The organism is Kitasatospora sp. NPDC004669 (assembly GCF_040609455.1).
Taxonomy (GTDB): Bacteria; Actinomycetota; Actinomycetes; order Streptomycetales; family Streptomycetaceae; genus Kitasatospora.
In genome coordinates this window covers 77,239-96,195 of sequence record NZ_JBEXKB010000021.1, presented here as the reverse complement: position 1 = coordinate 96,195, position 18,957 = coordinate 77,239, and the positions used below count along the sequence as shown (strand labels likewise).

The window sequence follows — 18,957 nt, the reverse complement described above, 5'->3', positions numbered from 1 at the left end:
CTAACCGACCGGCTGACGCTCCTTCGGGGGTGGAGGAACAGCGGAGGCGGCGGGAAGTCGGCGCGGCCGGGTCAGGGCGACCGCGGCGATCACCAGGACGCCGCCGGCGAGGGCGTTCCAGCCGACCGGCTCGGCCAGGAAGGCCGCCCCGAGGGCGGTGGACCACAGCGGCATGACATAGGTGACGGCGGAGGCGACGGCGGTGCCCGCCGCCCGGATCAGGCCGAGGTTGAGCAGGTACGCCAGGCCCGTACCGAGCCCGCCGAGCACCAGCAGGGCGCCGGCCGCGGCGGCTCCCGGCCAGTGCGGGGCGCCCGCGGCGAGCGGGGCGACCAGGCCCAACTCGGCGGCGGCGCAGCCGATCTGGAGCGCGGAGAGGGTGGTCACCGACTCCGGGCGGCCGGACAGGAAGCGGCGCAGGTAGGCGAAGCCGGCGCCGTAGCAGCAGGCGGCGGACAGGCAGGCGAGGGCGCCCACGGTCGCGCCGGAACCGAGGCCGTGCCACGCCCCGAGGACGGTGAGCACGCCGACGAAACCGAGCGCGAGGCCGCAGAGCCGGCGGGCGCCCGGGCGGCGATCCTCGGGGACGGTGAGCACCGCGAACAGCAGGGTGAACAGCGGGGTGGTCGCATTCATCACCCCGGCCAGCACCGAGCTGACCCGGGTCTCGCCGAAGGAGAACAGGGTGAACGGCACGGTGTTGAGCAGCACCGCGACCATCGCCGAGTGCCCCCACAGCGCCCGGTCGCGCGGGGCCCGCTCGCCGCGCAGCAACAGGACGATCCACAGCGTGACCGCGCCGAGCAGGCTGCGCCACAGCGCCACCCACACCGGCGCAACCCCGGCCTCGACCGCCACCTTGATCAGGGCGAAGCTCGCGCCCCAGATCGCCGACAGTGCCACGAAGCCCGGCAACCAGCGCCGCACCCCGACCACCTCCCCGTCCGTCCTCCCGTTGTGTTCTGGACAGAGGGTGGCCCGGCGGCGGAGCATGAGTCCAACAAGTGGCGATGTCGGAAGGATGAGGAAGTCTCATGGCCTCGGAGGTCAACCTGGCCCAGCTCAGGGCGCTGGTCGCGGTCGCCGACACCGGCGGCTTCGGCGCGGCCGCCGACGAGCTGGGCATCAGCCAGTCCGCCGTCTCGCACGCCGTCGCCGCGCTGGAGCGCTCGCTCGGCGCGCCCGTACTGCGGCGCGGCAGCCCCTGCCGGCCCACCCCGCTCGGCGAGCAGGTCCTGCCGCACGCCCGCACCGCCGTCGCCTCCGCCGCCGCCGTGCGCGCCATCGCCACCCGGCACACCGGCGGCCTGACCGGCACCGTGCGGCTGGCCGCGCCGACCACCGTCTGCCAGGCGCTGTTGCCCGGGCTGCTGCGGGACTGGAAGGCGGCGTACCCGCAGGTCACCGTACGGCTCTTCGAGGGCGAGGACGCCGAGCTGGCCGCTTGGCTGGAGGCCGGCACGGTGGACGCCGCCGTACTGGTGGACGCCGGGCCGCTACCGCCCGGGGCGGTCGCGCTCGGCGCCGACTCCATGCACGCGCTGCTGCGCCGCGACCACCCGCTCGCCGGGCAGGAGACCATCCACGTGGCCGACCTGGAGGACGACGACTTCCTGCTCTCCGAGGGCGGCTGCGAGCGCCAGATCCGCGAGGCCTACCGGCGGGCCGGCACCCGCTTCACACCCCGGCACCGGATCCGCGACCTCAACACGCTGATCGCCATGGTGCACGCGGGCGTCGGGGTCTCGGTGATGCCGGCGCTGGCGCTGACCATGCTGCCGGCGGACTGCGTCCTGGTGCCGATCCGTCCGGCCGTGCACCGGACACTGACGCTCACCGGGCCGACCGGCCGACCGTGGTCGCCGGCGGTCAGCGGGCTACTTTCGGGGGTGGGGGTCACCGCCCTGGTCTGAGTGGAGCTTTTCGACGCCCGGAGCAGGGGCGGTGGAGCTTTTCGTGGATCGGGGCGGCGTTGGCTGGTGGCAGTGGTCGTCCGAACGGAAGGTGGCGGCGTTCCGGCCACTCATCCCAGGGAGCCCTCTCTTGTCCGTCCACCCGCCGTCCGTCCACCCGCCGTCCGTCCACCCGCCGTCGGCCCACCCGCACCGTTGGTGGGCGCTCTGCGCGCTGCTCACCGCCGAGGCGATGAACCTGCTGGACGCGACGATCGTGCAGGTCGCCGCCCCGCGCATGCACGCCGAGCTGGGCGGGCCGACGGCGACCGTGCCCTGGCTGACCTCCGCCTACACCCTGCCGTTCGCCGTCCTGCTCCTGACCGGCGGACGACTCGGCGACCGGCTCGGACGGCGCCGGATGTTCCGGATCGGCGTCGCGGGCTTCCTGCTCGCCTCGCTGGCCTGCGCCTGCGCGCCCACCCTCGACGCGCTGCTCGCCTTCCGGGCCGTCCAGGGCGCGGCGGCGGCCGTGATCGTGCCGCAGACCATCGGGCTGATCAAGGCCATGTTCCGGGGCGAGGAGACGGCCCGGGCACTCGGAACGATCGGGCCGGTGATGGGGCTCGCGGCGGTGGCCGGACCGGTGCTCGGCGGGCTGCTCACCCACGCCGACCTGTTCGGCTCCTCCTGGCGCGCGGTCTTCCTGGTCAACCTGCCGCTCTCGCTCGTCGTCCTGGCCCTCGCCCCGCTGCTCGCCGAGGACCGCGCCCCGCGCCGCCCCGACCTCGACCCGCTCGGCAGCACGCTCGCCGCCCTGGCCACCGGGTCGGTCGTGCTGCCGCTGCTGAGCGGTGGCGGCTCGTGGGTCCTGGTGGCCGCCGGGGCGGTGCTCGCGCTCCTCTTCGCCGCCCACCAGCGCTACGGCGCCCGGCGCGGCGCGGACACCCTGGTCGAGCCGAGCCTGTTCCGCTCACTCCGGTTCCCGGCCGCGCTGGTCGCCCTGGCACTGGCCTTCGCGGTCACCACCGGGCTCACCCTGGTCGTCGTCCTGCAGCTCCAACTCGCCTCCGGTGCGGACGCGTTGACCTGCGGACTGACCCTGCTCCCGATGTCGGCCGGGCTCGCGGCCGGGTCGCTGTGGGCGGGCGGCGCACTGGTCCGGCGGTACGGGGCGCGGGTGATGCCCGTCGGACTCGCCGTGATGGCGACCGGACTGCTGGTCGCCGTGGCTGCCTACCGTACCGGCGAGCGGCCGGAGTTGCTGCCGTACGCGCTCGCGGTGGTCGGCCTCGGGCAGGGGCTGTTCACCCCGGCCTTCTTCACCACCGCGCTGCAGCCGCTGCGGCCACAGGAGACGGGCTCGGCGGCGGGGCTGCTCAACGCCGTCCAACAGCTCGGCGCCACCCTGGGCGTCGCACTGCTCGGGCGGCTCTACCTGGCCGACCCGTCCGCCGCCGGGGCGCAGCGGGCCTGCTGGGTGACGGTGGCGGCACTGGCGGCCGCCGCAGTGGCGGGGCGGGTGATGACCGCCCGCCACGCGGCAGAATGGGACGGCCGCGCCTCCGACCACCGGGAACCGACACATGCTCGATGAGCTCGACCGCGCCCTCGTGCACGCCCTGCGGGTCGACGGGCGCGCCCCGTTCAGCCGGATCGCAGCCGTGCTCGACGTGTCCCCGCAGACCGTCGCCCGCCGCTACCGGCGACTGCGGGCCGAGGCCGGGCTGCGGGTCGTCGGGCTCGCCGACCCGCACCGGGCCGGGCGGGCGCAGTGGCTGCTGCGCCTGACCGCCGGGCCGAACACCGCGCAGCAGCTCGCCCGGGCGCTGGCCCGGCGCGACGACACGGCCTGGGTGAAGCTCACCTCCGGCGGCACCGAGATCACCGCGATCGTGGAGACCGCCCCCGGGCCGGACGGCCACAGTCTGCTGCTGCGCGACATCCCGCGCACCGCCGCCGTCACCGCCGTCTCCGCGCACTGCCTGCTGCACACCTACCGGGGCGGCCCGACCGCCTGGCCGGTCAGCACCGAGGCGCTCACCGAGGAGCAGCAGGCCCGGCTCCGGCCCGTGCTCGTGAGCGGGCCCTCCGGCGGCCTGGACGCCGCCGACCGGGCGCTGCTCGGCGCGCTGCACGTGGACGGGCGCACGCCCCTCGGCGAGCTCGCCGCCGCCACCGGGCGCACCCCGGCCACCGTCGCGCGGCGCCTGGCCGAACTGCGGGCCGACGGGGCGGTCTTCCTCGACGTCGAGCTGGACCCCCGACTGCTGGGGGCGGACATGCAGGCACTGCTCTGGCTGAGCGTCGCCCCGACCCACCTCGACGAGGTCGGCCGCACCCTGGCCACCCACCGGGAGCTCGCCTTCGTCGCCGCCACCACCGGCCCCAGCAACCTCGCGGCGCTCGCCCTGTGCACCGACCCGGCGGACCTGCACCGCTATCTCACCCGTCGGCTGGGGGGCGTCGCGGCGATCACCGGGCTGGAGTCGGCGCCGGTGCTGCGGACGCTGAAGGCGGCGGGGCCGGTTCCGGCACTGCGTGCGGCGCTGCGGCACGACGGATGACGGATGACGGGCGACGGGCGACGGGCGACGGGCGACGGGCGACGGGCGACGGGCGATCACATCGGCCGGGACGCAGGGGCGGCGTCGGCTCCTCAAACCCACGGGGCCGGCGCGAGATACGGCGGCGTGGGCGTGTTCCACACCGCATCGAACCGGCCCACAACGGCACGGAGTTCACGGGCGCCGCGCGGCGACATCGCCCGAAGCGCGGCATCGAGGAGATGGCGGGCGCGCCACGGGGAACCACAGCAGTCGCAATGCCCGTCGCCGAACTCGTAGTCGCGCCACAACAGGCGCTCCGGGCGATGAACGTACTCCCGCCACCGCCACAGCGCAGCCCCCACGTCCCCCGGCTGCAGATAGTTCCGCGTCCGTTCGAGCCGCGCGATCTCGGCGAGCGCCCCTGCGGACACACCGTCGATCGCATGCCGCCTCTGACGCGTCCGGCGACACGGAAGCTCCGCCCGGACCTGCCCCGGCCGTCTACGCGGCACGGGCCTTTCGGTTGATCGTCATGGGCCCCATCCTGCCATGGACTCACCCGGCGATCGAGCGACTTCGCTCCGCGCTCCGGGCCGAGCACCCCGAACGCCTTGACCTTCCAGGGGTTGACCACCCCTCCTCAACAGGTCTATACCAGTGATGACCATCGGCAACTACCCGCCGCCGACGGCCCGTTCGGCCGTCGCGCCACCCCCACACCGGGCGCGACCAGGGCCGACCTTCCCCCACCGCCGCTTCCTGGAAAGGCTTCCGATGGAACGCGCTCTTCCCCCACAGCCCACCGCCCCGACGAAGCGCGGATCCCGCGCCGCGCTCGCCGTGGCCGGCGTGCTCGGCCTGGTCGCCGGCGGTGTCGCCGCGCTGACCGGCACCGGCTCCGCCTCCGCCGACACCGTCGCCGCCACCGGGGCGGGCGGACTGGGCAGCAACTGGTACGCCTCGGCGCCGTACCTGATGCCCGAGGACAACAGCCCGCCGGACGCCGCCGCCGTGATGGACGCCACCGGGCAGAAGGCCTTCCAGCTGGCCTTCGTCCTCGCCCAGGGCAACAGCTGTTCGCCCGCCTGGGGCGGCACCTCCTCGATCGACTCCGACACCACCATGCCCAACGTCATCCAGACCGTCCGCGCCAAGGGCGGGGACGTCTCGGTGTCGGTCGGCGGGTACGGCGGCACCAAGCTGGGCCAGGTCTGCGGCACGCCCGAGGCGACCGCGGCCGGGTACCAGCGGGTGATCACCAAGTACGGCCTCAAGGCGATCGACTTCGACCTGGAGGAGCCCGAGTACGAGAACACGGCCGCGATCCACAACGAGATCGGCGCCGCCCGCATCCTCCAGCAGAACAACCCGGGGCTGTACATCTCGATCACCACCGCCGGGACCAACGCGGGCACCGGCTGGTTCGGCACCCAGATGCTGGGCGAGGCCAAGTCCCAGGGCTTCACTCCGAACAACTACTCGATCATGCCGTTCGACGGCGGCTTCAACGGAGCCGCCGCGCAGACCGACGCGCTGGTGAAGTTCAACCAGATCCTGCAGACCACCTTCGGCTGGACCGAGGCCACCGCGTACGCCCACGAGGGCGTGTCGATGATGAACGGCCGCACCGACGCCGCCGAGTACTTCCACCAGGCGGACTTCCAGACCGTGCTGGACTTCGCCACCGCGCACGGCCTGGCCCGGTACACCTACTGGTCGGTCAACCGGGACCGCCAGTGCCCGGGCCCGGTGGACCCGGGGCTGTCCGGCTCCTGTTCCAGCGTGGCGCAGAGCGACTGGGACTTCACCAAGTACACGGTGAAGTTCGCCGGGGCGACCCCGCCCACCACACCCCCGTCGACCCCGCCGACCGGTCCCGGCACCCCGACCGGCAATCCGGGCACCTGCACCGCCCCGGCGTGGAACGCGAGCACCACGTACACGGCGGGCGCCAAGGTCTCGTACAACGGGCACGACTACCACGCCAAGTGGTGGACGCTGAACGAGGTGCCGAGCGCCAGCGGCCAGTGGGGCGTCTGGGCCGACGACGGCCCCTGCTGACCGGAACACCTGGACGACAGCGGCGGGCGTGCACAACGCCCGCCGCTTCCAGGTCAGTCGGAGGTGAACCGCTCGCGCAGCTCGGCCAGGATCCGCGCCGCCTCCGGCAGCCCGGCCGCCTCGCAGCGGGTGATCCCGTCGGTCAGCCGGGCCACCGCCGCCCGGGGGCGCCCGAGATCGCCGCCCTCGATCAGCGCGGCCAGCCGCACGGACTCCGCCCGTGGCGACTCGGCCTCCTCGCCGCCCTGCTCGTAGACCGCGATCGCCCGCTCGACCTCGGCGAGCGCCTCCTCGTGCCGGTCGGCGACGGCCAGGCAGCGCGCCCGCTCATGGTGCGAACCGCCGCGCAGGTACCAGCTGTTGTACTCCTCGCCGCTCTGCTCGGCGGCCTCGCCGAGCGCGTCCGCCTCGGCGAGCAGGGCGAGCGCCGCGTCCAGCCACTCGGCGCCCCTGCCGCAGATCGTGAGCCGCGCCAACTCGCGCAGAGTCGCCGCCAGTTGGTCCAGCTGCGGGGCCCTGCGGTGGGCCTCGCGAGCCCGCTCCAGGGCCGCCTCGGCGGCGTCCCAGCGGTCCGCCTGGGCGAGCGCGAGGGTGGCCTCGCAGGCGACCATGGTGTGGGTCTGCTGGTCCTCCCAGTCCGCCACCAGGTCGGCCAGGCGCAGGTACTCCTCGGCGGCGTCCCGGTGCTCGTCCAGTTCGACCAGGCCCCGGGCGAGGTCGAGCCGGACCTGGGCGAGCATCCGCACGTCCAGGCCGCCGGTCGCGGCGTCCAGCACCGACTCCAGGACGGCCACCGCGTCCGCCGTGCGTCCGGTGCCGCGCAGCACATCGGCCAACTGCAGCCGGACCTGGGCGGCCTCCTCGACGGCGGTCCCGCCCTGGCGGTCGTAGCGCGCGGCGGCCTCCGAGAGCGCCCGGACCGCACCGCCGAGGTCCTCCACCTGCATGCTCGCGTGGCCGAGCATCATGTACGTCGGCGCGTACGGGTAGGAGTCGTCGCCCCAGCGCACCGCCTCGGCCAGCGCCCGGTGGAACACCTCGACGGCCTGGGCGGGTTCGCCGTCCTGCAGCAGCACCTGGCCGAGCAGGCCGAGTACCCGCGGGGTGTGCCAGGGCAGTTCGGCCGCGTCCAACTGCGCCAGCACCTCGCGCAGTTCGGCCGACGCATCGGCCAGGCGGCCCTGCCGGGCGGCGGCGTCGGCCGTGTACTGCCGGGAGGTCGCGGCCCGACGGGCGGAGCCGAGGGCGACGGCGGTCTGCCGGTAGGCGCCGACGGCGGCCTCGAAGCGCGCCGCGGTCCCGTCGGAGGGCTCGGGCAGCGCCTCGACCATGTCGTGGTGGGCGGCGTAGGCGCGCGACTGCAGGATGATCAGGTAGTCGTCGTCGGTCAGCGTGCCCGCCGCCCGCAGGTCCTCGGCCCGGGCCAGCGCGGCGTCCAGCGCCGTCCAGTCGGCCACCGCGCCGTCGACGTCGCCGAGTTCGGCGATCAGCGTGCGGGTGCGGACCATCAGCGCCGGGCCGGGCAGCCCGGCCTGCTCGTACAGCTCGGCGGCGGCCAGCAGGCCCGCCTTGCCCTCGGCGTGCTCGTCGCGCTGCAGCGCCTCGTGGGCGCGCTGCTCGGCGAGTTCGGCGGCCAGCCGCTCGGGGCCGCCGAGTTCGACGCTCTCGGGATGGACGAAGCCCTCGGCGCCGGCGCGCTCGACGATCCGCTTCCAGAGCCGGTCGGCGTCGGGGTGGCCGACCACCTCCAGCTCACGGGCCCGCAGCACCAGGGCGGTGAAGTCCTCCGGCTCCACCTCGACGGTCCGACGCGGCGCCGGGGCGACGGCGGGGGCGGCTGCCAGCTCGGGCGCGGCAACCGCCCGCACTCCGAGCGCCAGCGGCTCGGCCAACAGCGGGTCGCGGGCCAGCCGGGCACTGCGGTTGGCGCTGACAGCGTCGGTGCCGTTGCGGGCGTCGAAGCGGGCGGCCAGCGCGTCGGCCTCGGTACGCACGTGGGCGAGCAGGGTGTCCACCGTCCAGGCGGTACCGACCGGGCCGCTGACCGTGAGATCGCCGTGGCCGGCCCGCGCCAGGGCGGCGATCAGCACCTCGACGCCGGTGAGGAAGTCGAGCACTCCGAGCGGGTCGCCGTTGACGGCGAACAGGTCGCGGTTCTCGGCGAGGATCTCCAGGCCGCGCGCCTCGTTGCCGGTGAGAGCGCAGAACTCGATGTGCTGGCCGACCGGTCGCACCATTCCGGCCTTGCCGCGAGCGAAGCGGTAACCGACCAGGTGGCTGGAGCGGGCCTCATCGAGGCGGCCCTGACGCAGCAGCGGCAGCAGAGCGGCGGCGTGGCTCCGGAAGGGCTCCTCCGCACAGGTGCTCCGGCCGGTGAGGACGGGCTGCATGACCTCCAGGGCCAGCGCGTCGTCGCCGGCCGCCACCTGGTGGTCGGCGCGAGCGCGGGTCTCGCAGGCGTGGCAGTCGCTGAGCTCGGAGCGCGGGCGGGCCGCCCACAGCTCGTAGGCATCCTGGACGTCGGTGCCGGCGTGCACGGCCAGGTGGTAGCGCTGGGCGTAGTACGGCTGGAGGTCGTAGCCGGCCGCCCGGTAGCGGTCCCGCAGCTCGGTGTGCCAGCGGCGGATGGCCGCCAGCGGCACGTCCGGAGTGTCGAGCAGAGCGACGGCCACCCACTTGAAGCGCCAGAACACCTGGTGCCGGGCCCACTCGCCGAACCCGTCCGGGTCGGTGTCCCAGAGCTTGAGCACGCGGGCGAAGACCACCGGGATCTTGCTGCGCTCGCCGTCGTACTCGTACGCCTCCATCAGCTCCAGCAGCGCCATCGACCGTACGCCGGTGTCCTCGAACTGCTCGGCGGCGTCGACGAGTTCCTCGGCGGTGACGGTGCGGGTGCGGCCGTACGGGCGGGCGTCGTTCTCGCGCAGCCCGGCCATCACCGCGTCGGGGGTGTCCAGCATCACGCCTCCTTCTCGTCGGTGCCGGCGGCGCCGGCCGCCTCGTGGCCGAGCATCGCGTGGTCGAGCAGGCTGATGAACGAGCGGTTCAGCAGCGCGGACTCGCTGGCCTTGAGCGGGCGGCGGGTCATCAGCACGGCCTGCCCGTACAGCGCCTCGACGGCGGTGACCGCCAACTCGCGGTTGGTGACCGTCGCGGCGCGGCGCACCAGCGGGTTGAGGTGGTTCAGCACCAGCTGGGCGCGGGGCGCCTCGGCGCGCAGCGAACCCAGGATGTCCGCCCACAACCCGTCGGCCTCGTCGGCGAGTTGGGCGCGGGTGCGCTCGTGCCGGGCCTCCCGGTTGTCGAGCAGCAGGGCGGGCGCGTTGGTCGGATGGAAGCTGCGGAGGGCGACGTCGCAGTCGAAGCGGCCGACCACCTCGCGGGCGATCGCCAGGAAGGCGTTGGCGGCCAGCTCTGCGGCCGGGTCCACGCTGTCCAGGTGCGCGGTGACGGTGCCCGGGTCGAGGTCGGCGACCGAGACGCCGGGGCGGATCTCGGGCAGCCGGTGCACCAGGTCGCGGTCGTAGGTGTAGCCGCCGTTGACCACGCCGAGACCGGCCGCGCCGGCGATCGGGGCGACCTGGCGGAACTCCTCGACCGTACGGGTCACCAGCACCACCGGGTGGCTGCGGGCGAACTCGTCCAGGGTGACGTTGCCGTCGGTGGTCTCGAACGGCAGCCAGGGCAGCATCATCCGCAGCAACTCGTCGTCGTAGCGGGCGAGTTCCTTGACGGCCAGGTGGTGCACGGAGAGGAAGCGGTGCAGCAGCGCCGGGTCGCTCGCGGACAGGCCGGTCAGCCAGTCGCGGATCCTGGCGCCGAGCGCCTCGCGGACGGCCGACAGCGTCTCGTCGGCGTACAGGCCCTCGCGCGAGGCGGTGGGGCGCAGCCCGTCGGTGTCCACCACGCAGCGGACGAAGAAGGCCCAGTCCGGCAGCAGTTCGTCGGCCTGGTCGGAGAGCAGCATGCCCTTGAGGTGGACCCGGTGGCCGTTGCGGCGCGAGGGCGCGGCGGCGTCGGGCAGGACGTACGCGACGCCGCGCAGGCCGACCAGCGGGAGGTTCAGCTCGATGGTGTCGAGCGGGGTGAAGTCGAAGGTGGCGCGGCAGTACTCGGCGAGCGCGTCGCGCCGGGCCAGCGGGGAGGCGTGCCGCTCGGCCCATGGCGGGGTGCGGTTGACCCGGTGCGCGGTGCCGTTCGCGTCGATGACGGTGACGTCGTGGCGCAGCAGGCTGCCGAAGTCCCGGGCGAGGGAGAGCACCCGGCCGGAGCGGGTCCACTCGGCGGCGTCGGCGCGCGGGGCGAGGGTGACGGTGGTGCCGGGCTCGGGCTTGGCCTCGGCGGGCAGGGTGCGGATGGTGTAGCTGCCGTCGGAGCTGCCGCGCCACTCGATCACCGGGGCGTCCGGGGTGGCGGCGGAACGGGTGACCACGGTGATCTCGTCGGCGACCACGAAGCAGGCGAGCAGACCGATGCCGAACTGGCCGATGAAGTCGCCGCGGGCCTTGGCCAGTCCGGCGCCGTCCAGGCGGCCGTCGGCGTCGCGCTTGGAGCTGCGGCCGATGGTGGCGAGGAAGGTGTGGACGTCCTTCTCGGTCAGGCCGATGCCGGTGTCGGTGACGGACAGCTCGTCGTCGGCGCGGACGGTGATCGCCGCGGGCGCCTCGGGGTCGAGGGCGCGGCGGGCGGAGATAGCGTCCACCGCGTTCTGCAACAGCTCGCGCAGGTAGACCCGCGGGCTGGAGTAGAGATGGTGGGAGAGCAGGTCCACCAGGCCGCGCAGGTCCACCTGGAAGGTGTGCGCACTCGTCGGGTTGTCGGATGGGGACACCGGAGGCTCTTTCGATCGCGAGGGGGGTGAAGGGTTCAGGGGACGCGGCGTGGCGTCAGCGGTGCGTGGCTCGGCACCGGTAGGCGGCTCGGCAGCGGTACGCGGCTCGGCGTCAGTACGTGGCGCAACGGTCGCGGTGGGCACGGTAGGCCTTGACCGGGTCGCCGGCCAGGTAGTGCCAGGGCGACTCGGTGACGAGGCCGTCCAGCGCGTCGAACAGCAGCCGCGCGGTCTTGCGCTGGTCGGCGAGCGAGAAGGCCATGGCGAAGGTGTTGAAGCTCGCCTGCCAGCCGCGGACCGGGACGAAGTCCGGGTGCAGGACGGACCGGAAGGCGGCCTCCTGCAGCTCGGCCAGTACGGTGGGGCTGGACAGGTAGGCGTGGTCCTCGCCGTCCGGGAGGTCCAGCCAGCGCTCCAGGTGGGCGAGCGCCACCAGTTCGCCGAGCTGGCTGCCCTCGGGGGCGGCCAGCATCGAGGATCGGGCGAACTCGTGCATCGCGTCGTGCGAGCCGCCCCACTTGGCGCACAGCTGCTGGAGCCGCTGGCGGTGCGAGCCGGGGTGCCCGGGCACGCGCCGGACGGCGGCCTCGAAGCGGCAGGTGGCGACGTCCGGGGCGAGCGAGGCGCCGCGGGCGCTGATCTGCAGGAAGTACCAGGGGGCGAGCCAGGACGGCTCACGCTCGGCAACCTCCAGCAGCTGCTCCTCGGCGGTGTCCAGCCGCTCGTGGAACAGCTTCCACTGCTCCTCGGTGACGTGCTTGGCCCGGGCGCCGGTCCGCGCCTCCCAGGCCCAGGTGACGTGCCGGGCGCCGGACAGCAGCAGCGGCAGCGCGTCGTCCGGCGCGTCGGCCATCGCGCGGGCCGTCCACCGCTCGACCCCGGACACGTCGGCGATCGAGCCGGCCAGCCAGGTCAGGTCGGCCCCGTCCGCGGCGGCCAGCGCGGGCCGCAGCGCCGTCCAGTCCCCGGCCGCGGCCTGCCCGAGCATCAGCCGGACGGACTCGTCACCGAAGGTCGGGTCCAGCCGCGGCTCCGCGGCACGGGCGACCGCGGGCGCCCCGGCGGCCCGTCCGCCGAACCCGAACCCGCGCCGACCGGCCCGGTCCTGCGCGCCCTCCCCGCCCGAGCGGCGTCGGAACAGCGGCATGTGTGGCCCCCTCGAACATCATCGGCATCTTTCGCACGGCCGCACAGTGGCCACGCCAGATGAGTACATATCACGGGTGACCGACATCCGTTTCCCCAGCCCAGCGACGTCCGGGGGCGGGGTGCGGCGCGGGGGCGGCGGCGACGTTCCCACGAGACGACGTTCCAGATGGGACGGGGTGACATCCTGCTGCCTGACAGTTTCCTGACAGTCCCGAGGCCGCCGATCGCACCGACGATCCGTCAGGCTTGCTCCCGTGCACGTCATCCGCTTCCACCTCAGCGCCCCGGACGACGCCCCCGCGACCGAGCGCCCGCCCACCCCGGAGACCGTCCGGGACGGGCCGGCGCGCGCGGTCCACGGTCCCGCCAGAATCGAACACGCCCGGATCCTGGTCGGCCCGGGCACCGTGGACGGCGTGGTCTTCGTCCTCGCCGACCACCTGCTCGCCGCCGAGGCCGCCGTCACCACCGCCTGCGCCGAGCTGACGGACGCAGACGGCCCGCTGCCCGGCTGGCGGGTACCGCACTGCGCGGTGGACACCCTGCTGGCGCTCGGGCAGCACGAGCCGCCGGCCTGTCCCTGAGGCAGGCCGCAGCCGCGCCCTACCGCGGTCAGGCCGGGCCGACCCCGGCGTCCGGCGCCTTCCCCGACTGCGCCTGCTCGATCCGCTTGACCAGCATCACCGCGAACCGCCGGGCGGCGTTCACATCCACCGGACCGCCCTCGGTGGTCACGCTCGCCACCACGGTGCCCGAGCGGACCACGATGCTCACCCCGTCACCCGCGGACAGCGGCCCGACGAAGGCCTGGCTCTCGCTGCCCAGCACCGGGGTGTCGACCTTGTGGAACGGCCCGACGGGGTAGGAGGCGTACGTCTCCTTCAGCCGGTCCTTGGCCGCGTCCCGGCTCGGCAGCGTGTCCACCAGGAAGCGGGTGACCAGGTCCCCCGAGGAGAACCGGACCGACCCGCTCAGCGGCCTGCCCGCACAGGGGGTCGAAGCCGTGCAGGTGGTGGCGTGGTCGGCGGTGTCGACCTTGCGCTTCTCCTCGTCCCACCCGGCCATCGCCTTGACGTCCGGCAGCACCTGCCCGACGACCTTGTCGTCCAGCAGCACCCCCTCCAGATCCGCCCCGGGCGTCGCCGCGGCAGCGGGCGGCGGCACCGGCGCCCCGCTCCCGGCCCCGGCGGTGGCCCCGGCCGTCGCGGCACCGGCCGCCGACGGCGCGGCTCCCGCCCCGGCCGCGGACGCGGACGGCGCCGCCGCGGAGGTCGTGGCCGTACCGCCCGCCGCGCCCGTCGCCGCCGCGCCCGTCGCCACCGAACCCGTCGCCACCGAACCCGTCACCGCCGAACTCGACGCCCCCGAGGCCCCCTTGGCGTCCTCCGACCCACCGGACGAACACCCGGCCAGCACGCCCGTCAGCACCCCGACCGCCACCCCGGCGGCCATCCGCCGACCACCCATCCCCATGCCCGCTCCCTTACGGCTGCCCGTGACCCCTCAAGATAGCGACCGCCCCACACCACACCCGCCCCGGGTTCCCCGCACACGAACCGCCTCACCCGCCCCCAGCACCCACCCTCCCGAGAGCCCCCCGCACGAACACCCCCGGGAACACCCCCGGGAACGCCGACGGGGCGGCGACCGAAAGGTCACCGCCCCGCCGGAACAGCCCAACCGGTGGATCAGACCGCCGGAGCCGGGTAGGTCGGGTACTCGACACCCGAGATGTACTGCACGACCCGGACGACCTGGCAGGAGTAGCCGAACTCGTTGTCGTACCACAGGTACAGGATCGCGTTGTCGCCCTCGACCTTGGTCGCGCCGGCGTCCACGATCGAGGCGTGGCGCGAGCCGATGAAGTCGCTGGAGACCGCGTCGGGCGAGTCGGTGAAGTCGATCTGACGCTTCAGCGGGGAGGTCAGCGAGATGTTCCGCAGGTAGTCGAGGACCTCCTCGCGGTTGGTCTCGCGCTTCAGCTGCAGGTTCAGGATCGCGATGGACACGTCCGGCACCGGCACGCGGATCGAGCTGCCGGTGATCTTCGCCTTGAGGTCCGGCAGGGCCTTGGCGACGGCCGAGGCGGCACCGGTCTCGGTGATCACCATGTTGAGCGGCGCCGAGCGGCCGCGGCGGTCGGCCTTGTGGTAGTTGTCCAGCAGGTTCTGGTCGTTGGTGAACGAGTGGACGGTCTCCACGTGGCCGCGCACGACGCCGTACTCGTCCTCCATCGCCTTCAGCGGCGGGACGATGGCGTTGGTGGTGCAGGAGGCGCAGGAGATGATCTGCTCGTCCGGCTTGATCATGTCGTGGTTGACGCCGTGCACGATGTTCGGGACGTCGCCCTTGCCCGGGGCGGTCAGCACGACCTTGGCGATGCCGGGGCGCAGGTGCTTGGACAGGCCCTCGCGGTCGCGCCACTTGCCGGTGTTGTCGATCAGGATCGCGTCGTTGATCCCGTACTCCGTGTAGTCGACCTTGCTCGGGTCGTCGGAGTAGATCACCGTGATCTCGTTGCCGTTGACGACGATCTTGTTGTTCGCCTCGTCGACGGTGATGGTGCCCTGGAACTGGCCGTGGATGGAGTCCCGGCGCAGCAGCGAGGCGCGCTTGACCAGGTCGTCGCCGCCGCCGTTGCGCACGACGATGGCCTTCAGGCGCAGGCCGTTGCCGGAGGCCTTCTCGATCAGCAGGCGGGCGACCAGGCGGCCGATGCGGCCGAACCCGTACAGCACGACGTCCTGCGCGGACCGGCGCTCCAGCTTGTTCTCACCGGTGGCACCGGCGACGGCCTGGGCGGTGAACTCCTCCACCGACAGGCCGCGGTCGTCCGCCCGGTAGGTCGAGGCGAGCATCCCGAGGTCGATCTGCGAGGGGCCGAGGTCCAGGGTGGTCAGCGCCTGCAGGAACGGCATGGTCTCGGTGACCGAGAGCTCCTCGCCCGCGATCTGCCGGGCGAAGCGGTGCGTCTTGAGGATGCTGACCACCGACTTGTTCACCAGGGAACGGCTGTGGAGCAGGACAGTGACGTCCTTCTCCCGGTGCAGCCGCCCGATGATCGGGATCATCGACTCCGCGATCTCCTCGCGGTTCTTCCAGTCCGTGAACACGTCGTCGTTGACAGTCACAAGTCCATCTTTCGAGCTGAGGGTGTTGCGCACATGGTAGCTTCGCCCGCCCCCGACCCAGCGGCCGGTCCCTCCTCCGACCGTCCCACCCGAGCCTCCCACCTGCGCTTCCACCCGCCGCCCCACCCCCAAAGGTGATCACCGCCACCCTCAGGACCCGCCCGCGGGCCCCGTTCCGACAGCACGGGCGCCCAACCGCTCGAAACGGCGCATCGCGCTCGCCCGGCCCGCCGGATCGGCGAGCGGTTCGGCCGGGACGGTCTTCACGGCGACGTTCGACCCAGGTGCTGGTCCTCGCCCCGCCACGCGTGCCTCATCGACCCACGCCCCAGAGGGATTTCCAGCTGGTAGCGCCTCCCGAGCACAGTGCCGCGGCCGATGCGCCCCATGCGTCCCCTCCCGCCTCGGGGGGGCGTACGGCAGCCGTCCGGCCCCACCCCGAGTGATCATCAGGGCCAGTACAGTGATCGGACTGCCCGACCGGACAGAGACGTGAGGGGGCCTGCGTGGCGACGCTGGGTATGCACCGGGACTTCCTGATGGAATTCGCGGGCTTGGAGAAGTCGGTGCAGCGGAGGGTCTTCGAGACCTTCGAGAAGTTCACCGGGGCGACGCACGCCGGCGCGCACCTGGAGAAGCTCACCCATCAGCGGGACCCCCGGATCCGGACCATCCGGATCACCGACTTCTGGCGCGGTGTCGTCCTCAAGGCCGACCGGGGCGACGGCTACCTGCTGCTGAAGGTCCTCCCGCACGACAAGGCCAACGACTGGGCGTACAAGCACCGGGCCTCGGTCAACGCCGCCACCCAGGGCGTCGAGATCCGCAACGACGTCGCCCTGGAACGTGCCACCGCGTCCCTGCGGACCCGGGCCCCCGACGAACCCCGGCGGCTCTTCGCCGACCGTTCCGACAAGGTCCTGCGCAGCCTGGGCATCGACGAGGAGATCCTGCCGATCATCCGGCTGCTGCCCGACGAAGCCCACCTGGAAGCGCTCCACCGGGTCCTGCCGGAGCAGCAGTTCGACGTCCTGATCGGCCTCGCCAGCGGCATGGAGCCGGCCGACATCGACCGTGAGATCGTCCAGGCGTACGCACGGGCGGCGGCTCCGGTGAGCGCCGCGCAGCCCGAGGACGGGCTGGTCTCGGCGATGGCCCACGCGCGTGGCCGGGTCGCGCTGGTGTCCTGCCCCGAAGAGTTGCTGGAGATCCTGGAGCGCCCGTTCGACGCGTGGCGGATCTTCCTGCACCCGGCCCAGTACCGGATCGCCTACCGGGACTCGTACAACGGGCCCGCCCGCGTCACCGGCGGCCCGGGGACCGGCAAGACCGTGGTGGCCCTGCACCGGACCTACCACCTGGCGCGCCGGCTGCCGCCGGACGTCCCCGACGGGTCGATACTGCTCACCACCTACACCAAGGACCTCGCCGCGGAGCTGGAACGCTGCCTCGCCCTGCTCGTCACGGACGAGCGGATCAGGGCGAAGGTCCGGGTGGTCACCGTCGACGCGTTGGCCAACGAGGTCCTGCGCCGCTCCCGCGGCGGCGCTCCGCTGAAGATCGTCTTCAACCAGCGCGCGGTCCTCGCCCGCTGGGGGCGGGTCGCCCAGCGGCTCGGGGTCGACTTCACCGACGTCTTCCTGGACCAGGAGTGGCGCCAGGTCGTCCTGGCCCAGGCGATCGACGGCCCGGAGCAGTACCTGAAGGCATCGCGGTCCGGTCGGGGCACGCCCCTCGGACCGCTGAAGAAGGCCCAACTGTGGCGCGCGGTGGCCGCGTTCGAGGAGGAGCTGCGGCAGGCCGGGGAGTGGACGTTCCTCCAGGTCTGCGCGCAGGCCGCGCGGGTGCTCGACGAGCAGGGGGACCGCCCGTTCCGGCACGTGGTGATCGACGAGGCGCAGGACCTGCACCCCGCGCAGTGGCGGTTCCTCCGCGCACTCGTCGCACCCGGGCCGGACGACCTGTTCCTCGCCGGCGACCCGCACCAGCGGATCTACGGGAACAAGGTCTCGCTGCGCTCGCTCGGGATCCAGGTGGTCGGGCGGTCCTCCCGGCTGCGGATCAACTACCGGACCACACAAGAGATCCTCGGCTGGTCCGCCTCCCTGCTCACCGGCGAACGCCCGGACGACATGGACGGCGGGGAGGAGTCCCTCGTGGGCTACCACTCGACCCTGCACGGCGCGCACCCCGAGACGCACGGTCACGCCGACAAGTCCGAGGAGATCCGGGCACTCGTCGCCCGCATCGAGGAGTGGACCACCTCGGGCGTGAGCCCGGAGGACATCGGCGTCGCCGCCCGGACCGTCCAACTCGGCCGCGAAATCGCCCAGGCCCTGGAGCAGGCCGGAACGCCCGCCTACCTGCTCGGCAACGCGCCGTCCCCCGGTGTGCGGATCGGGACCATGCACCGGATGAAGGGGCTGGAGTTCCGCTGCGTCGCCGTCGCGGGTGTGAGCGACGGCGTGGTGCCCATGCGCAACGCGATCACCCCGGAGGACACGGACCCGCAGCAGCACCGGGAGGACCTGAACGGCGAGCTCAGCCTGCTCTTCGTGGCGTGCACGCGGGCGCGGGAGGCTCTTTCCGTCTCCTGGCACGGCGCGCCCAGCGTCTTCCTCGAACCGGTCGTCGCGGCGCGGCCTCTCGCTCGGTGACGCACTGTCCCGGCAGTCGTCCGCGGATTTGCCGGGGGCCCGGTGGGGTGGGGTAATGGAGGCGGCCGGTGTTCGAGCGTTCCGTGAGAGACCCGGGAGCTTCCCATGAGCGGTGGGCCGGAACCGATCAGTGCCGAGGGGCTGCGTGCCGTGCGGGAGGAGCTGGCACAGCTGCGGATGGAGCGGGGGGAGGTGGCCGCGACGCTGCGGGGCGAGGACCCGGTGGGCGACCGGGCGGATGCGGCGGACGAGTTGCAGCGGGCGTCGGAGGTGACGCGGCTGGACCGGCGGATCGCCGAGTTGGAGGGGCGGTTGCGGGAGGCCGAGGCGGCCGGGGCGCCGTCGACGGAGGTGGTGGGGGTGGGCTCGACGGTGACCGTGCGGTTCGGGGACGGGGCCGAGGAGACGGTCGAGATCTCGGAGGTGGCGGAGGAGCGGGAGCTGACCCTGGTGACCTACGACAGTCCGCTCGGGAAGGCGCTGTTGGGTCGGCACGCCGGGGACACGGTGAACTACGAGACGCCGGGCGGCGCGGCGAGCGCGGTGGTGCTGTCGGTGGGGAACTCAACGGGGAACAGCGGATAGCGGTCAGCCGTCTTTGCCGGCCCCGGAACACGCTCATCGCCATGGCGGCGGTGGGCGTGCTGTACTTGCCGTCACCACCGCGCGCGGCCGCCGCCACCTGCC

The 18,957-nt window shown here is 73.7% G+C and carries 14 protein-coding genes; 7 read left to right on the top strand and 7 right to left on the bottom strand.

What is annotated here, in order from left to right:
* The gene (locus ABZW30_RS19625; protein ID WP_355672386.1) at nt 1-927 is read right to left on the bottom strand and encodes a DMT family transporter; all 927 of its coding nucleotides are present in this window, start codon (nt 925-927) and stop codon (nt 1-3) included.
* Between the two features lie 107 nt (nt 928-1,034).
* On the opposite strand from ABZW30_RS19625, the gene ABZW30_RS19620 reads away from it, so the two are divergent.
* The 3 genes from ABZW30_RS19620 to ABZW30_RS19610 all read left to right on the top strand — a co-directional run bounded on the left by ABZW30_RS19620 (nt 1,035) and on the right by ABZW30_RS19610 (nt 4,459).
* Nucleotides 1,035-1,913 carry a LysR substrate-binding domain-containing protein gene (locus tag ABZW30_RS19620; RefSeq protein WP_355672385.1) on the top strand — a complete coding sequence of 293 codons (879 nt, stop codon included), beginning with the start codon at nt 1,035-1,037 and terminating at the stop codon, nt 1,911-1,913.
* 130 nt (nt 1,914-2,043) lie between these two features.
* On the top strand, nt 2,044-3,489 hold the full coding sequence (locus tag ABZW30_RS19615; protein WP_355672384.1) for an MFS transporter: 1,446 nt from the start codon (nt 2,044-2,046) through the stop codon (nt 3,487-3,489).
* On the top strand, nt 3,479-4,459 hold the full coding sequence (locus ABZW30_RS19610; RefSeq protein ID WP_355672383.1) for an AsnC family transcriptional regulator: 981 nt from the start codon (nt 3,479-3,481) through the stop codon (nt 4,457-4,459). The genes ABZW30_RS19615 and ABZW30_RS19610 overlap by 11 nt, the downstream gene beginning before the upstream one ends.
* Before the next feature lie 92 nt (nt 4,460-4,551).
* On the opposite strand, the gene ABZW30_RS19605 is transcribed toward ABZW30_RS19610, so the two are convergent.
* On the bottom strand, nt 4,552-4,872 hold the full coding sequence (locus ABZW30_RS19605) for a hypothetical protein (RefSeq protein ID WP_355672382.1): 321 nt from the start codon (nt 4,870-4,872) through the stop codon (nt 4,552-4,554).
* Between the two features lie 343 nt (nt 4,873-5,215).
* Between ABZW30_RS19605 and ABZW30_RS19600 the strand changes: the two genes are divergently transcribed.
* On the top strand, nt 5,216-6,502 hold the full coding sequence (locus tag ABZW30_RS19600) for a carbohydrate-binding protein (protein WP_355672381.1): 1,287 nt from the start codon (nt 5,216-5,218) through the stop codon (nt 6,500-6,502).
* Nucleotides 6,503-6,555: 53 nt separating this feature from the next.
* Here the strand turns inward: ABZW30_RS19600 and ABZW30_RS19595 are convergent, their stop codons facing one another.
* From ABZW30_RS19595 to ABZW30_RS19585, 3 genes are all read right to left on the bottom strand, one after another.
* The gene (locus ABZW30_RS19595) at nt 6,556-9,462 is read right to left on the bottom strand and encodes a hypothetical protein (RefSeq protein ID WP_355672380.1); all 2,907 of its coding nucleotides are present in this window, start codon (nt 9,460-9,462) and stop codon (nt 6,556-6,558) included.
* On the bottom strand, nt 9,462-11,333 hold the full coding sequence (locus ABZW30_RS19590) for an HSP90 family protein (RefSeq protein ID WP_355672379.1): 1,872 nt from the start codon (nt 11,331-11,333) through the stop codon (nt 9,462-9,464). The genes ABZW30_RS19595 and ABZW30_RS19590 overlap by 1 nt, the downstream gene beginning before the upstream one ends.
* Before the next feature lie 112 nt (nt 11,334-11,445).
* Nucleotides 11,446-12,480 carry a hypothetical protein gene (locus ABZW30_RS19585; protein ID WP_355672378.1) on the bottom strand — a complete coding sequence of 345 codons (1,035 nt, stop codon included), beginning with the start codon at nt 12,478-12,480 and terminating at the stop codon, nt 11,446-11,448.
* Between the two features lie 256 nt (nt 12,481-12,736).
* On the opposite strand from ABZW30_RS19585, the gene ABZW30_RS19580 reads away from it, so the two are divergent.
* Complete coding sequence (locus ABZW30_RS19580) at nt 12,737-13,066, top strand: hypothetical protein (protein ID WP_355672377.1); 330 nt, start codon at nt 12,737-12,739, stop codon at nt 13,064-13,066.
* Nucleotides 13,067-13,094: 28 nt separating this feature from the next.
* Here ABZW30_RS19580 and ABZW30_RS19575 read toward each other — a convergent pair whose 3' ends face one another.
* Together ABZW30_RS19575 and ABZW30_RS19570 are read right to left on the bottom strand one after the other, a co-directional pair.
* Nucleotides 13,095-13,955 (bottom strand): hypothetical protein, encoded by an 861-nt coding sequence (locus ABZW30_RS19575; protein ID WP_355672376.1) that lies wholly within the window; start codon nt 13,953-13,955, stop codon nt 13,095-13,097.
* Nucleotides 13,956-14,170: 215 nt separating this feature from the next.
* Nucleotides 14,171-15,613, bottom strand: a complete 1,443-nt coding sequence (locus ABZW30_RS19570; RefSeq protein WP_355672375.1) for a glyceraldehyde-3-phosphate dehydrogenase — start codon at nt 15,611-15,613, stop codon at nt 14,171-14,173.
* Nucleotides 15,614-16,134: 521 nt separating this feature from the next.
* Between ABZW30_RS19570 and ABZW30_RS19565 the strand changes: the two genes are divergently transcribed.
* Together ABZW30_RS19565 and ABZW30_RS19560 are read left to right on the top strand one after the other, a co-directional pair.
* Nucleotides 16,135-18,270, top strand: coding sequence for a UvrD-helicase domain-containing protein (locus ABZW30_RS19565; RefSeq protein WP_355672425.1), 2,136 nt, complete (start codon nt 16,135-16,137; stop codon nt 18,268-18,270).
* A 105-nt stretch (nt 18,271-18,375) separates the two neighbouring features.
* Nucleotides 18,376-18,855: a GreA/GreB family elongation factor gene (locus ABZW30_RS19560; RefSeq protein WP_355672374.1), complete on the top strand. Its 480-nt coding sequence runs from the start codon at nt 18,376-18,378 to the stop codon at nt 18,853-18,855.
* Nucleotides 18,856-18,957: the final 102 nt, after the last annotated feature.

Excerpts from the sequence above, each read along its gene's own strand:
- ABZW30_RS19600 (WP_355672381.1), top strand. The coding sequence starts at position 5,216 with ATGGAACGCGCTCTTCCCCCACAGCCCACCGCCCCGACGAAGCGCGGA.
- ABZW30_RS19560 (WP_355672374.1), top strand. The coding sequence starts at position 18,376 with ATGAGCGGTGGGCCGGAACCGATCAGTGCCGAGGGGCTGCGTGCCGTG.
- ABZW30_RS19595 (WP_355672380.1), bottom strand. The coding sequence starts at position 9,462 with ATGCTGGACACCCCCGACGCGGTGATGGCCGGGCTGCGCGAGAACGAC.
- ABZW30_RS19585 (WP_355672378.1), bottom strand. The coding sequence starts at position 12,480 with ATGCCGCTGTTCCGACGCCGCTCGGGCGGGGAGGGCGCGCAGGACCGG.
- ABZW30_RS19565 (WP_355672425.1), top strand. The coding sequence starts at position 16,135 with ATGCACCGGGACTTCCTGATGGAATTCGCGGGCTTGGAGAAGTCGGTG.
- ABZW30_RS19620 (WP_355672385.1), top strand. The coding sequence starts at position 1,035 with ATGGCCTCGGAGGTCAACCTGGCCCAGCTCAGGGCGCTGGTCGCGGTC.
- ABZW30_RS19610 (WP_355672383.1), top strand. The coding sequence starts at position 3,479 with ATGCTCGATGAGCTCGACCGCGCCCTCGTGCACGCCCTGCGGGTCGAC.
- ABZW30_RS19575 (WP_355672376.1), bottom strand. The coding sequence starts at position 13,955 with ATGGGGATGGGTGGTCGGCGGATGGCCGCCGGGGTGGCGGTCGGGGTG.